The 13,840-nt window shown below is 60.7% G+C and carries 9 protein-coding genes; 4 read left to right on the top strand and 5 right to left on the bottom strand.

The window, feature by feature from the left end; all coding sequences use genetic code 11:
• Positions 1 to 21: 21 nt before the first annotated feature.
• Positions 22 to 1,941 (bottom strand): ATP-binding cassette domain-containing protein, encoded by a 1,920-nt coding sequence (locus tag ACYZTZ_RS06810; protein WP_056744292.1) that lies wholly within the window; start codon positions 1,939 to 1,941, stop codon positions 22 to 24.
• 213 nt (positions 1,942 to 2,154) lie between these two features.
• Here ACYZTZ_RS06810 and ACYZTZ_RS06805 point away from each other — a divergent pair, with 213 nt between their 5' ends.
• Positions 2,155 to 4,083 (top strand): transglycosylase SLT domain-containing protein, encoded by a 1,929-nt coding sequence (locus ACYZTZ_RS06805; protein ID WP_461997612.1) that lies wholly within the window; start codon positions 2,155 to 2,157, stop codon positions 4,081 to 4,083.
• A gap of 81 nt (positions 4,084 to 4,164) precedes the next feature.
• Here ACYZTZ_RS06805 and ACYZTZ_RS06800 read toward each other — a convergent pair whose 3' ends face one another.
• On the bottom strand, positions 4,165 to 5,958 hold the full coding sequence (locus ACYZTZ_RS06800) for an ABC transporter transmembrane domain-containing protein (RefSeq protein WP_461997611.1): 1,794 nt from the start codon (positions 5,956 to 5,958) through the stop codon (positions 4,165 to 4,167).
• Between the two features lie 261 nt (positions 5,959 to 6,219).
• Between ACYZTZ_RS06800 and ACYZTZ_RS06795 the strand changes: the two genes are divergently transcribed.
• Positions 6,220 to 6,399 carry a PA1571 family protein gene (locus ACYZTZ_RS06795; protein ID WP_033061931.1) on the top strand — a complete coding sequence of 60 codons (180 nt, stop codon included), beginning with the start codon at positions 6,220 to 6,222 and terminating at the stop codon, positions 6,397 to 6,399.
• A 200-nt stretch (positions 6,400 to 6,599) separates the two neighbouring features.
• Here the strand turns inward: ACYZTZ_RS06795 and pdxB are convergent, their stop codons facing one another.
• Positions 6,600 to 7,742 carry a 4-phosphoerythronate dehydrogenase PdxB gene (gene pdxB / locus ACYZTZ_RS06790; protein WP_461997610.1) on the bottom strand — a complete coding sequence of 381 codons (1,143 nt, stop codon included), beginning with the start codon at positions 7,740 to 7,742 and terminating at the stop codon, positions 6,600 to 6,602.
• 175 nt (positions 7,743 to 7,917) lie between these two features.
• Between pdxB and ACYZTZ_RS06785 the strand changes: the two genes are divergently transcribed.
• Positions 7,918 to 9,327 carry an MATE family efflux transporter gene (locus ACYZTZ_RS06785; RefSeq protein ID WP_461997609.1) on the top strand — a complete coding sequence of 470 codons (1,410 nt, stop codon included), beginning with the start codon at positions 7,918 to 7,920 and terminating at the stop codon, positions 9,325 to 9,327.
• Here the strand turns inward: ACYZTZ_RS06785 and tusA are convergent.
• Both tusA and rlmM read right to left on the bottom strand, forming a co-directional pair.
• Positions 9,324 to 9,575, bottom strand: coding sequence for a sulfurtransferase TusA (gene tusA / locus ACYZTZ_RS06780; RefSeq protein WP_007907805.1), 252 nt, complete (start codon positions 9,573 to 9,575; stop codon positions 9,324 to 9,326). The genes ACYZTZ_RS06785 and tusA overlap by 4 nt on opposite strands.
• Before the next feature lie 178 nt (positions 9,576 to 9,753).
• Positions 9,754 to 10,827 (bottom strand): 23S rRNA (cytidine(2498)-2'-O)-methyltransferase RlmM, encoded by a 1,074-nt coding sequence (gene rlmM / locus ACYZTZ_RS06775; protein WP_008157308.1) that lies wholly within the window; start codon positions 10,825 to 10,827, stop codon positions 9,754 to 9,756.
• A 222-nt stretch (positions 10,828 to 11,049) separates the two neighbouring features.
• Here rlmM and acnA point away from each other — a divergent pair, with 222 nt between their 5' ends.
• Positions 11,050 to 13,791 carry an aconitate hydratase AcnA gene (acnA, locus tag ACYZTZ_RS06770; protein WP_461997608.1) on the top strand — a complete coding sequence of 914 codons (2,742 nt, stop codon included), beginning with the start codon at positions 11,050 to 11,052 and terminating at the stop codon, positions 13,789 to 13,791.
• Positions 13,792 to 13,840: the final 49 nt, after the last annotated feature.

Here is a 13,840-nt window from a genome sequence, read left to right as displayed (position 1 = left end):
CTTTTTTTATAGCAGGATCAATCAGGCATCCAACTCGGCCCAGCGCTCGACCATTACGTCGTGCTCAGCCTGCAACTGCTCCAACTGAGCGATCACTGCAGCGGTCTCGGCAGCAGGACGCTGATAGAAACCGGCATCGGCCATTTGCGCCTCAACGGTAGCGATCTGCTGCTCCATGGCTTCGATCTGGCCCGGCAACATTTCCAGCTCACGCTGCAACTTGTAGCTGAGCTTCTTCTTCGCCACCGGCGCTTCGACGACAGCAGCGACTGGCGCAGCTTCGGCCGTCACGACAGCGGAGGTCAGGTCGGCTTTGCCGGACTTGCTCTCGGTCACGCCCAGCAGGCGCGGCGAGCCGCCCTGACGCAGCCAGTCCTGATAACCACCGACGTATTCGCGAACCTTGCCTTCACCTTCGAAGACCAGGGTGCTGGTGACCACGTTGTCGAGGAATGCCCGGTCGTGGCTGACCATCAGCACGGTGCCGTTGAAGGTCAGCAAGACCTCTTCAAGCAACTCGAGGGTTTCGACGTCGAGGTCGTTGGTCGGTTCGTCAAGGACCAGCAGGTTCGCCGGTTTGCTGAACAGTTTCGCCAGCAACAGACGAGCACGCTCACCACCGGACAGCGCCTTCACCGGCGTGCGGGCACGCTGCGGGCTGAACAGGAAATCGCCGAGGTAGCTCAACACGTGACGGCTCTGACCATCGATATCGATGAAGTCGCGACCTTCTGCAACGTTGTCGATTACGGTCTTTTCCAGGTCCAGCTGATGGCGCAACTGGTCGAAGTAGGCCACGTCGATGCGCGTCCCCTCTTCCACTGTGCCGCTGGTTGGCTGCAGACCGCTGAGCATCAGCTTCAGCAGTGTGGTTTTGCCGGTACCGTTGGCGCCCAGGAGACCGATACGGTCGCCGCGCGTCAGGACCATCGAGAAATCCTTGATCAGGAACGGGCCGCCCGGGTGAGCAAAGCTCACGTTGTCGAGGACCATCACCTGCTTGCCGGACTTGTCAGCCGTATCCAGCTGAATGTTGGCTTTGCCGGTGCGCTCACGACGCTCGCTACGCTCGTTGCGCAGGGCTTTGAGGGCGCGGACGCGGCCTTCGTTACGGGTGCGGCGAGCCTTGATGCCCTGGCGGATCCAGACTTCTTCCTGCGCCAGTTTTTTGTCGAACAGCGCGTTGGCGGTGTCTTCAGCGGCCAGCGAGGCCTCTTTGTGCACGAGGAAGCTGGCGTAGTCGCCGTTCCAGTCGATCAGGCCACCGCGGTCCAGTTCGAGAATGCGGGTTGCAAGGTTCTGCAGGAATGAACGGTCGTGCGTGATGAACAGCACGGCGCCCTGGAAATCCTTCAGCGCTTCTTCGAGCCAGGCAATTGCACCGATGTCCAGGTGGTTGGTCGGTTCGTCGAGCAGCAGCAGATCGGGTTCGGAAACCAGAGCCTGAGCCAGCAGGACACGACGACGCCAGCCGCCGGACAACTCGGCGAGGGTCTTGTCGGCCGGCAACTGCAGACGGCTCAACGTGCTGTCGACCAATTGCTGCAAACGCCAGCCGTCACGGGCTTCGAGGTCATGCTGGACGTGCATCAGTTTGTCCAGGTCGGCGTCGGTGACGATGTTCTGGCTGAGGTGGTGATACTGCGCGAGCAGCTCGCCGACACCGTCCAGGCCTTCGGCCACCACGTCGAACACGGTCCGCTCGTCGGCTACCGGCAATTCTTGCGGCAATTCGCCAATCTTGAGGCCAGGTGCGCGCCAAACGGAGCCCTCATCAGGCTTCTGGTCGCCCTTGACGAGCTTCATCATGCTGGACTTGCCAGTGCCATTGCGGCCGATGATGCACACCCGCTCACCACGGGCGATCTGCCAGGACACCTTGTCCAACAACGGCATAGCGCCGAAAGCAAGGGACACATCGCTGAATTTGAGCAGGGTCATGAGCTTCTCCAAAAACCGGGCGCGCATTCTACCTGACTTGAGGCTTCAGAAGGCCGGCAATTTCACCTTCGCGACACTCTGCATGACAAATGTTGCGAACTGATGCTGACAGGCCGGCAAAGCTTTCGCCCGCTGCTGGCAAAAGGCTAAGCTACAGACAATTCAGCGCGGGCATTGCCCGCGCTTGTCATGATTTCTCTGCCCGGACGTCTCATGCGCAGTCGCCTTTTCAGTCTTTTATCCTGTTTTCTTCTTTCTGCCACTGCCGTTCAAACCGCCCAGGCGGTGGACCTGTCCACCCAGCGCCAGTATTACGATGAAGCCAAGCGTGCCCTCGCCAAGGGGGATACCGGTCCTTATTTCCGTTACAGCCAGGCGCTCAGTGATTACCCGCTGGAGCCGTACCTGGCGTATGACGAACTGACCGCTCGCCTTAAAACCGCGAGCAATGCCGAAATCGAGAAATTCCTCGCCGAGCACGGTGACCTGCCCCAGGCCAACTGGATGAAGTTACGCTGGTTGCGTTGGCTGGCCGAACGCGGCGACTGGGCGACCTTCGTCAAGTACTACGACCCCAAGCTCAATTTCACCGAACTGGACTGCCTGAACGCGCAGTATCAGATCGGGCATAACCAGAAAGCCGAAGGCTACGCCAACGCCAACAAACTCTGGCTGACCGGCAAATCCCAACCCGCCGCGTGCGATGCGCTGTTCGGGCAATGGGCTGCCGAAGGCCAGTTGACCGAGCAGAAACGCTGGGAGCGCACCAAACTTGCCGCCCAGGCGCGCAACTATCCGCTGGCCAACAGCCTGGTCAACGGTCTGACCACCCTCGCCCCTCGTGGTCGTTTGCTGATCGATGTGGCGCAGAAACCCGAACTGCTCAACCAGCCGTCGCGTTTCACCCCGGCCGATGAACCGATGTCTGACATCGTCAGCCTCGGCCTGCGCCGCTTGGCCAAGCAAGACCCGGACAAGGCCATGGAACTGCTCGACGGTTACGCCAGCAGCATGCACTTCTCCCGTGATGAGAAAGTGGCCATCGCCCGTGAAATCGGCTTGACCCTCGCCCGCCGCTTCGACCCTCGCGCGCTGGACGTGATGACCAAGTACGATCCGGAACTGCGCGACAACACCGTGTCCGAATGGCGCCTGCGTCTGCTGCTGCGCCTGGCCCGCTGGGACGACGCCTATCAGCTGACTCGCCGCTTGCCACAGGATCTGGCGACCACCAACCGCTGGCGCTACTGGCAGGCCCGCAGCCTGGAACTGGCGCAGCCGCAGAACCCGGAAGCGCAAGCGCTCTACAAGAACCTGGCTCGCGAGCGAGATTTCTATGGCTTCCTCGCCGCTGATCGTTCGCAATCACCTTATTCGCTGGTCAACAAACCCTTGGTATTGAGCCAGGCACTGATCAACAAGGTCCGCAATACCCCAGGCGTGCGTCGGGCACTTGAGTTTCACGCTCGCGGGCAGATCGTCGATGGTCGCCGCGAGTGGTACCACGTCAGCCGCCACTTCAGCCGCGACGAAATGGTCGCCCAGGCGAAACTGGCCTACGACCTGAAATGGTATTTCCCGGCGATCCGCACCATCAGTCAGGCGCAGTACTGGGACGACCTGGACATCCGCTTCCCGATGGCCCACCGCGAAACCCTGGTGCGCGAAGCCAAGATTCGTGGCCTGCATTCGAGCTGGGTGTTCGCCATCACCCGCCAGGAAAGTGCCTTCATGGACGACGCCCGTTCCGGCGTCGGCGCCAGCGGCCTGATGCAACTGATGCCCGGCACCGCCAAGGAAACCGCGCGCAAGTTCAGCATTCCACTGGCCTCGCCGCAGCAAGTGCTGGACCCGGACAAGAACATCCAGCTCGGTGCCGCTTACCTGAGCCAGGTCCACAGCCAGTTCAACGGCAACCGCGTCCTCGCCTCCGCCGCCTACAACGCCGGCCCGGGTCGCGTGCGTCAGTGGCTGCGCGGTGCGGACCACCTGAGCTTCGACGTCTGGGTGGAAAGCATTCCGTTCGACGAAACCCGCCAGTACGTACAAAACGTGCTGTCGTATTCGGTGATCTACGGCCAGAAGCTCAACTCACCGCAACCGCTGGTGGATTGGCATGAGCGCTACTTTGACGATCAATGAACCTGCTTTGAAGCACTGACAAAAATGCCCGCATCGATTGATGCGGGCATTTTTTTTGGGCGGCTCTACTGGGTCGATTACTTAGTCGGTTACTGGGTCGGTGAGAGCGCTGTGCCCATCACTGAACTGCAACGCCGCCAACCGCGCATACAGCGCGTTGCTCGCAATCAATTCCTGATGCGTCCCCACTGCCACCAGTTTCCCCTGGTCCATCACCGCGATCCGGTCAGCATTTTTCACCGTGGCCAGTCGGTGGGCGATGACCAGCGTCGTGCGGTTTTTCATCAGGCTCGGCAGGGCTTGCTGGATCAGGTGTTCGCTCTGGGCGTCGAGGGCGCTGGTGGCTTCGTCCAACAGCAGAATCGGTGCGTCCACCAGCAGCGCCCTGGCGATGGCCAGGCGCTGGCGTTGGCCGCCGGACAACCCGAGGCCACCGTCGCCAAGGTGGGTCTGGTAGCCGTTGGGCATTTGTTCGATGAAGTCGTGGGCGTAAGCGATTTTCGCCGCTTCCTGAACCTGGGCCAGGGTTGCCGTCGGATTGCCGTAACGGATGTTCTCTTCGATGCTGCCAAAGAACAGCGCCGGGGATTGCGAGACCAGGGCGAAGCAGCGGCGCAGGTCCAACGGATCAAGTTGAGTCAGCGGCACGCCATCGAGCAGGATGCGCCCTTCGGCCGGGTCGTAAAAGCGCAGCAGCAAGTCATACACCGTCGACTTGCCGGCACCGGAGGGCCCGACCAATGCGAGGGTTTCACCGGCTTTGATCGTCAGATTCAAACCATCGACCGCATAGCTTTCGGGACGCGACGGGTAGGAAAAGCGCACGTCTTGCAGCACCAGGTCACCCTTCACCCGTTCAGGCAAGGTCACCAGGCCAGTAGTCGGTGACTGGATAATGTTTTCCGAGCGCAGCAACTCGGCAATCCGCTCGGCGGCGCCGGCGGCACGCTGCAGTTCGCCGATCACTTCGCTCAACGTGCCGAATGCGCTGCCGACGATCAGGCTGTAAAACACAAACGCCGCCAGCTCGCCCGCGGAAATCCGCCCGGCGATGACATCCATTCCGCCGACCCAGAGCATCACCCCGACCGCGCCAAGCACCAGCACGATCACCAGGGTAATCAGCCAGGCCCGCTGGAAGATCCGTTTGCGAGCCGTGTTGAAGGCCTCCTCCACCGTTGCGGCAAAGCGCTGCTCGTCCTGGACCTGATGGTTGTAGGCCTGCACGGTTTTGATTTGGCCCAGGGTTTCGGAAACATAGCTGCCGATATCGGCAATCCGGTCCTGGCTCAGGCGCGACAGGCTGCGCACCCGACGGCCGAAGATCAGGATCGGCGCGATCACCAACGGCAACGCGACCACCACGATGCTGGTGAGCTTGGGGTTGGTGATGAACAGCAAGACGATCCCGCCGATCACCATCAACAGATTGCGCAAAAACAGCGACAGCGAGGAGCCGATCACCGATTGCAGCAGCGTGGTGTCAGCGGTCAACCGCGACTGGATTTCGGAGCTGCGGTTAGCTTCGTAGAACCCAGGATGCAGGTAGATCAGATGGTTGAACACCTGACGGCGGATGTCCGCGACGACGCGCTCACCGATCCATGAGACCAGATAGAAACGCGCGAAGGTGCCAATCGCCAACCCGACCACCAGCAACATAAACAGGCCGATGGACTGGTTGAGCAAATGCGGTGACTGGGTCATGAAACCCTGATCCACCAGCAGGCGAATCCCCTGCCCCATGGACAAGGTGATGCCCGCCGTGACGATCAATGCGAGCAAGGCACCGACGGCCGGCCAGCGATAAGGCGCGATGAAACGCAGGGCCAGACGCATGGCGCGCCGTTGACGGGATGAGAGGATGGAGATCATTCGATGGCACAACCAGTAGGGTTTTGACGCGATCAAGCCTACACCGGTCGATGGGCTTGAACGCTGTAAATCATAATGAGTCAGGTTAAATATGACCGCAAAGACTAGATCCTAGACGGTATTGGTCTAAAGTCCGGGTGGCAACACCGCGGTATTTCTGATGGACTGATGTTGTCGCCCTGGAAAGATCGCAGGGAGTTGTCACAGCCCGGTCACGTGGCGGTTCTACAGTAAGCACACAACCTGAAGAGGAGACAGGCAATGTCCTTGCAAAACAGCAGCGAAGACAAGATTGAAGTGATCCGCACACAACCAGACCAGTCTCTGGGTTGCTCGATTATCGATAAGGATGGGCGCGAAGTACCGATCACTGAAGGCATGATCCAGGACGCTTGCCGCGAACTGGAAAAGCGATTGGTCAAGCCTGCCGAACAAAAGTGATATAGCCACCGTCTTCTTGACCCGGCCCCTGATGGCCGGGTTTTTTATGGGTGCCTTTTGAGGGTGCTGCGCACCCAATCGTCGGAACGCCGCCCGGAGCAAGCTCGCTCCCATAGTAGATTCTCAGTGCATACAAACTTTATGTACGACACAGATCAATTGTGGGAGCGAGCTTGCTCGCGATTGGGCCAACTCGATATTCAGACAGCCGAAGCACCCAACGCCGCCACGATCCGCTGCAATGCCGGCGAATCCCCATCGATCCGCACCGACAAACCATCAATCTCACGCCGCAGCGGATAATGCTTACGCAGTGAATCAAACGCTGCACGCTGCTCATTCACATTGCCTACAAGGCTACGACGGAAATCCGCATCATCACGGCGCGGGTCGTACACGCCGCGGCACAACATGGCCAGCGACCAGGCCGGATCGCTGTTAGCGTTCAAGGTCACTTGCGACAACCAGGGTGCGGGCAGCAAATCGTTCAAGCTGATCTGGGCCGCTTGCCCGAGAAAATCGCAATACGCCTGGTAGATCTGCGCGGTGCCACGCTGTCTGCCGTCGAGGCTGTAACCGGCAATGTGCGGCGTCGCCAGCACGCAGAGTTCGGCCAGGGCCACATCGACCTCAGGCTCGCCTTCCCAGACGTCCAGCACTGCTTGCAGGTCTTCACGTTGCAGCAGCACCTGGCGCAGCGCGGCGTTGTCCACCACCGGGCCACGACTGGCGTTGATCAGCCAGGTGCCGGACTTGAGCTGGTTCAAACGGTTTTTATCGAACAGATGCCAGGTCGACTGGGCGCCGTGTTTCTTCAACGGCGTGTGCAGGCTGATGACATCGCACTGCTCGATGATCTGTTCGAGACTGACGTAATCGCCACCTTCAGCGGCTTGTCTTGGCGGATCGCAGACCAGCACGTTCCAGCCCAGACCTTGCAGAACCTTGACCAACCGGCCGCCCACTTCACCGGCACCGACGACGCCGTAGGTGCGTTGAGTCAGGTCGGCGCCTTCGATTTCGGCCAGGGTCAGCAGACTGCCGAGTACGTAGTCGACCACGCCCCGGGCGTTGCAGCCGGGTGCGCTGGACCAGGTGATGCCGGCCCGCTGAAAGTAATCCAGATCCAGGTGATCGGTGCCGATCGTGCAAGTGCCGACAAAGCGTACCTTGCTGCCTTCGAGCAACGCGCGGTTAACGTTGGTCACCGAGCGCACCAGCAGCACATCGGCCTGTTCGACGGTGGCGCGGTCAACGGAACGTCCCGGCACCCGGCGGATTTCACCGAAACCTTCGAAGAAGGCATCGAGCAGCGGGATATTTTCGTCGGCAACAATCAGCATGGCAGGCTCCTTTGGCGGATCGGCAGTGTAGGCGGAGATGGAGGTGCTGGGCCACCGGGGATGCAGAAACATTCAAAATCCGATTACAAATCCGCAACACAGGACTTTTCCTGACCACTGCGTCAGGGCGTAGAATGCGCCGCCTTGCGCATCAACATCTTTGGACGTTTCGCCCTTGAATTCCGTGACTGACCGCCCCGCCGCTATTTCCCTCACCCGCCCGGCCCGGGTTCGCCTGGAGCTGAAAAACCTGCTCGGCCTGGCCTTGCCGATCATGATCGCGCAACTGGCGACCACCGCCATGGGCTTCGTCGATGCAGTGATGGCGGGCCGGGTCGGGCCACGGGATCTGGCGGCGGTGGCGCTGGGCAACTCGATCTGGGTGCCGGTGTTTCTGTTGATGACCGGCACGCTGCTGGCTACTACCCCGAAAGTCGCCCAGCGTTTCGGCGCTGGCACCCACAGCGAAATCGGCCCGATCGTGCGCCAGGCACTGTGGCTGGCATTGGTGGTGGGGTTGATGGCGACCGGCATGCTGTTCAGCGCCGAACCGATTCTGCACATCATGAAGGTCGATCCCGAATTGATTGGCCCGTGCATGCAATACCTGCATGGCATCGCCAGCGGTTTGCCCGCCGTCGCGTTCTACCATGTGCTGCGCTGCTTCAGTGACGGCCTGGGGCGCACGCGTCCGGCCATGGTGTTGGGTCTGTGCGGGCTGGCGCTGAACATTCCGCTGAACTACGTCTTCATCTATGGCCACTTCGGTGTGCCGGCCATGGGCGGTGTCGGTTGCGGCTGGGCCACGGCGATCGTGATGTGGGTGATGGCCCTGGGCATGGCCGGGTGGGAGCGCTGGGCGCCGGCGTATCAGTCGAGTGAGTTGTTCAGCCGTTTCGACTGGCCGCAATGGTCGGTGATCAAACGCCTGCTGGGCATCGGCCTGCCGATCGGCATCGCAGTGTTCGCCGAGTCGAGCATCTTCGCTGTCATTGCGCTGCTGATCGGCAGCCTCGGCGCGACGGTGGTGGCCGGGCATCAGATCGCGCTGAACTTCAGCTCGCTGGTGTTCATGATCCCCTACTCCCTCGGCATGGCCGTGACCGTGCGGGTTGGCCAGGCGCTCGGCCGTCAGGAGCCGCGTGAAGCACGCTTCGCCGCCGGTGTCGGCATGGGCACGGCGCTGGCCTATGCGTGCATCTCCGCGAGCATGATGCTGTTGCTGCGTGAACACATCGCAACGATCTACACGTCTGATCCGACGGTGATTCATGTCGCGGCAATGCTGATTGTGTATTCAGCGCTGTTCCAGTTTTCCGATGCGATCCAGGTGACGGCTGCTGGCGCGTTACGCGGCTATCAGGACACTCGGGTGACGATGATCCTGACACTGTTCGCTTACTGGGGGATTGGTTTGCCGGTGGGTTACGCGTTGGGCCTGACCGATTGGTTCGGCGCGCCGAGCGGCCCGAGCGGGCTGTGGCAGGGTTTGATCGTGGGCTTGAGTTGCGCAGCGCTGATGCTGTCGATCCGCCTGACGCGCAGTGCACGCAAGCGGATTCGCATCAGCCATTCGGCGGGTTAAGCGAGTTTCTTGCGGATCCAGTAGAGGTAGGTGCCTGCCTCTTCGTGCTGCGCCACCAGTTCGTGGTCGAGAAACACGCAGAACTTGGGAATGTCGCGACGGGTCGACGGGTCGGTGGCGATCACCTTGAGCAGGCCGCCGGGCACCAGGTCACGGATGTGCTGGTGCAGCATCATCACCGGTTCCGGGCAGTTGAGGCCGGTGGCGTCGAGGGTGCCGTCAACCGGCGTATCAATCATTTCACTCATGATTCACTCCTGAAACTTGCCGGCATTGTCGCGCATTGCCGGGTGTTCGGTCATCTGTGGCATAACGCCTTCCCTGTGGGAGCGAGCCTGCTCGCGATAGCGGTGTATCAGTCAACAAAGATGTTGAATGTAATGGCCTCATCGCGAGCAGGCTCGCTCCCACATGGGTCCGCGTGGATCAGCGGGACTTGGGTTTCTTTACGTCGAGCCGGCGCAGGTGGCAGGTCACTTCTTCACGGTCGTGATACAGCTGCTTGCAGCCGATCTCGACCCGAATGCCGCGTTCCTTGAACCCGTCGGCAATGCGTTCCAACAAGCGCTTCACTTCGGCGTAACGCTGTTTCATCGGCAGTTTGAGGTTGACCACCGCTTCGCGGCAATGCCCCTCGCCAATCCACTCTTCCAGCATCGCGGCGTTACGCGCCGGTTTCTCGACGATGTCGCAGACCATCCAGTCCACCGGTTGCTTGGGCTTGAAGGTGAAACCGTCGGCCATCAAGTGTTGCACCAAACCGGTGTCCATCAGGCTTTCGGCCATCGGACCGTTGTCGATCGCGGTCACCAGCATGCCGCGGTTGACCAGTTGCCAGGTCCAGCCACCGGGTGCGGCGCCGAGGTCGACACCCGTCATGTCGCTGTGCAGACGCTCATCCCACTGATCACGCGGGATGAAATGGTGCCACGCCTCTTCCAGTTTCAGCGTCGAACGGCTCGGCGCCTCACGCGGAAACTTCAGGCGTGGAATGCCCATCGGCCACATCGCCGAGTTGTTCGACTCGGCCAGCCCCATGAACACTTCGCGGCCACTTTTGAAGGTCAGCAGCAGACGCGGTTTGTGGGCATCTTCAACCAGTTTGCCAGCGGCCATCAGCGCCTTGCGCAGGTGGCCTTCGAACTTCTTGCAGAAGTTCGACAGTTCCTTGCCATCGTTGGTGTCGACCATTTCCAGCCACAGGCTGCCGCACAGCGGGAAGTCCGCCATGTGAGCGAGGATCACGCTGATGCGGTCGGTTTCCGGCAGATCGATGAAGATCCCGCGAGCCCACTGGCGCGGGAAGATCAGATCGGCGAAACGCTGGCCACGCATCAGGCGCTCGGCGCCGTCTTCTTCGGTGCAGATGAATTCGGCGCAGGCGCTGGCGGTCTTGGCCTTGGCATAACCGGCCACGTTCAGCCGCGCGGCGTGTTCGGAAATCTCGGAACAGACTTCGCCTTCGAAGCCCGGCCGGCAATGCATAAAGAGGGTGTTCATTCTTACTCCTGGGCAGATGGCGAGAAATTCAACCACTGCGCGATGCCCAGACTTGCGTTGAAGCAAAGCCTGTCACGAAAACGGGCGCATGATAGCCGAGTTCGGAACCTTGGACTTGGCCATAGAGTCCAGTTATTAGCTTTAACGAATGAACAGGGCTAGGTTAAAGGCTCTGTCTGTCCCGTCAGTCCGTAGCCGTGCGGACTCAAAGGAGTCATTTCAATGCCGTCCCTCGATAGCCTGAAAACCCTTAAAACCTTACAAGTTGACGACAAGACCTATCACTATTTCAGCTTGCCGGATGCCGCCAAAAGCCTGGGCGATCTGGACAAGCTGCCAATGTCGTTGAAAGTGCTGCTGGAAAACCTGCTGCGCTGGGAAGATGAAAAAACCGTCACCGGCGCCGACCTCAGGGCGATTGCCGCCTGGCTCAAGGAGCGTCGCTCCGACCGTGAAATTCAATACCGTCCCGCGCGGGTATTAATGCAGGACTTTACCGGCGTTCCCGCCGTGGTCGACCTGGCCGCCATGCGCGCCGCCATGGCCAAGGCGGGTGGCGACCCGCAGCGGATCAATCCGCTCTCCCCCGTGGATCTGGTGATCGACCACTCGGTGATGGTCGACAAATTCGCCAGTGCCAGCGCCTTCGAACAGAACGTCGACATCGAAATGCAACGCAATGGTGAACGTTATGCGTTCCTGCGCTGGGGCCAAAGCGCCTTCGACAACTTCAGCGTGGTACCGCCGGGCACCGGCATCTGTCACCAGGTGAATCTGGAGTACCTGGGGCGCACGGTCTGGACCAAGGACGAGGACGGGCGCACGTATGCCTTCCCCGACACCCTGGTCGGCACCGACTCCCACACCACCATGATCAACGGCCTCGGCGTGCTCGGCTGGGGCGTCGGCGGGATTGAAGCGGAAGCAGCGATGCTTGGCCAACCGGTGTCGATGCTGATCCCGGAAGTGATCGGCTTCAAGCTCACCGGCAAGCTCAAGGAAGGCATCACCGCCACCGACCTGGTGCTGACCGTCACCCAGATGCTGCGCAAGAAAGGCGTGGTCGGCAAATTCGTCGAGTTCTACGGTGACGGCCTCGACGACCTGCCGCTGGCCGACCGCGCGACCATCGCCAACATGGCCCCGGAATACGGCGCCACCTGCGGCTTCTTCCCGGTGGACGACATCACCCTGGAATACCTGCGTTTATCCGGTCGCCCCAGCGCAACCGTGAAACTGGTCGAGGCCTACAGCAAAGTCCAGGGCCTGTGGCGTCTGCCGGGCCAGGAACCGGCGTTCACCGACAGCCTGGCGCTGGACATGGGCAGCGTCGAAGCCAGCCTTGCCGGGCCGAAACGCCCGCAGGACAGGGTTTCGCTGCCGAATGTCGCACAAGCGTTCAGTGACTTCGTCGACCTGCAATTCAAACCCACCAGCAAGGAAGTCGGTCGTCTCGAAAGTGAAGGCGGCGGTGGCGTTGCGGTGGGCAATGCCGATCTGGCCGGTGAAGCCGACTACGAATACGACGGTCAGACCTATCGATTGAAAAACGGCGCGGTAGTTATCGCCGCGATCACCTCCTGCACCAACACCTCCAACCCGAGCGTGATGATGGCCGCCGGCCTGGTGGCGAAGAAAGCCGTGGAGAAAGGCCTCAAGCGCAAACCGTGGGTCAAGAGTTCGCTGGCCCCAGGCTCGAAAGTGGTCACCGACTACTACAAGGCTGCCGGCCTGACTCAATACCTTGATGAACTGGGTTTTGCCCTGGTCGGTTACGGCTGCACCACGTGCATTGGCAACTCCGGGCCATTGGCGGAGCCGATCGAAAAAGCCATTCAGGCCGCCGACCTGACCGTCGCCTCGGTGCTGTCGGGCAACCGCAACTTCGAAGGTCGCGTGCATCCGCTGGTGAAAACCAACTGGCTGGCCTCCCCGCCGCTGGTCGTCGCTTATGCGTTGGCCGGTACGGTGCGCATCGACATCAGCAGCGAACCGTTGGGTACCGACAAAGAGGGCAATCTGGTTTATCTGCGGGATATCTGGCCAAGCACCAAAGAGATTGCCGACGCGGTGAACCAGGTCAACACCGCGATGTTCCACAAGGAATACGCCGAAGTGTTTGCTGGTGACGAGCAATGGCAGGCGATTAAAGTGCCGCAAGCGGCGACCTATGTCTGGCAGGACGACTCGACGTACATCCAGCATCCACCGTTCTTCGATGACATCGGCGGGCCGCCGCCGGTGGTCAAAGACGTTGCAGGTGCCAGAGTCCTCGCATTGCTCGGCGATTCGGTGACCACCGACCACATCTCCCCGGCCGGCAACATCAAGGCTGACAGCCCCGCAGGCCACTACCTGCGCGAGAAAGGCGTGGAACCACGGGACTTCAACTCCTATGGCTCGCGTCGCGGCAACCACGAAGTGATGATGCGCGGCACCTTTGCCAACATCCGCATTCGTAACGAAATGCTCGGCGGCGAAGAAGGCGGCAATACGATTTACATTCCCACCGGGGAGAGGATGCCGATCTACGACGCGGCCATGCGTTATCAAGCCTCGGGCACGCCGCTGGTGGTGATTGCCGGGCAAGAATACGGCACCGGCTCGAGTCGTGACTGGGCGGCCAAGGGCACCAATCTGCTGGGGGTCAAAGCGGTCATCGCCGAAAGTTTCGAACGGATTCACCGCTCCAATCTGGTGGGCATGGGCGTGTTGCCGTTGCAGTTCAAGCTGGATCAAAACCGCAAGAGCCTGAACCTGACCGGCAAGGAGACGCTGGATATTCTGGGTTTGACCGGCGTCGAGCTGACGCCGCGGATGAACCTGACACTGGTGATCACCCGTGAAGACGGCAGCCGCGAGAAAGTCGAGGTGTTGTGCCGGATCGATACCCTTAATGAAGTGGAGTACTTCAAATCGGGGGGAATTTTGCATTACGTGTTGCGACAGTTGATTGCGTCGTAAATCCACCCGACCTGAAACACCGCCTTCGGGCGGTGTTTTTGTAGGTGGT

The organism is Pseudomonas sp. LB3P58, from assembly GCF_054897895.1.
The sequence above is the reverse complement of the archived record's forward strand: the minus strand, read 5'-3'. Positions and strand labels throughout refer to the sequence as shown.

What these genes read in the sequence shown, in the direction of transcription:
- pdxB (WP_461997610.1), bottom strand. Translation starts at nt 7,742, where the DNA reads ATGCTGATTGTTGCCGACGAAAATATCCCGCTGCTCGATGCCTTCTTC.
- rlmM (WP_008157308.1), bottom strand. Translation starts at nt 10,827, where the DNA reads ATGAACACCCTCTTTATGCATTGCCGGCCGGGCTTCGAAGGCGAAGTC.
- acnA (WP_461997608.1), top strand. Translation starts at nt 11,050, where the DNA reads ATGCCGTCCCTCGATAGCCTGAAAACCCTTAAAACCTTACAAGTTGAC.
- ACYZTZ_RS06795 (WP_033061931.1), top strand. Translation starts at nt 6,220, where the DNA reads ATGTCCTTGCAAAACAGCAGCGAAGACAAGATTGAAGTGATCCGCACA.
- tusA (WP_007907805.1), bottom strand. Translation starts at nt 9,575, where the DNA reads ATGAGTGAAATGATTGATACGCCGGTTGACGGCACCCTCGACGCCACC.
- ACYZTZ_RS06800 (WP_461997611.1), bottom strand. Translation starts at nt 5,958, where the DNA reads ATGATCTCCATCCTCTCATCCCGTCAACGGCGCGCCATGCGTCTGGCC.
- ACYZTZ_RS06805 (WP_461997612.1), top strand. Translation starts at nt 2,155, where the DNA reads ATGCGCAGTCGCCTTTTCAGTCTTTTATCCTGTTTTCTTCTTTCTGCC.
- ACYZTZ_RS06810 (WP_056744292.1), bottom strand. Translation starts at nt 1,941, where the DNA reads ATGACCCTGCTCAAATTCAGCGATGTGTCCCTTGCTTTCGGCGCTATG.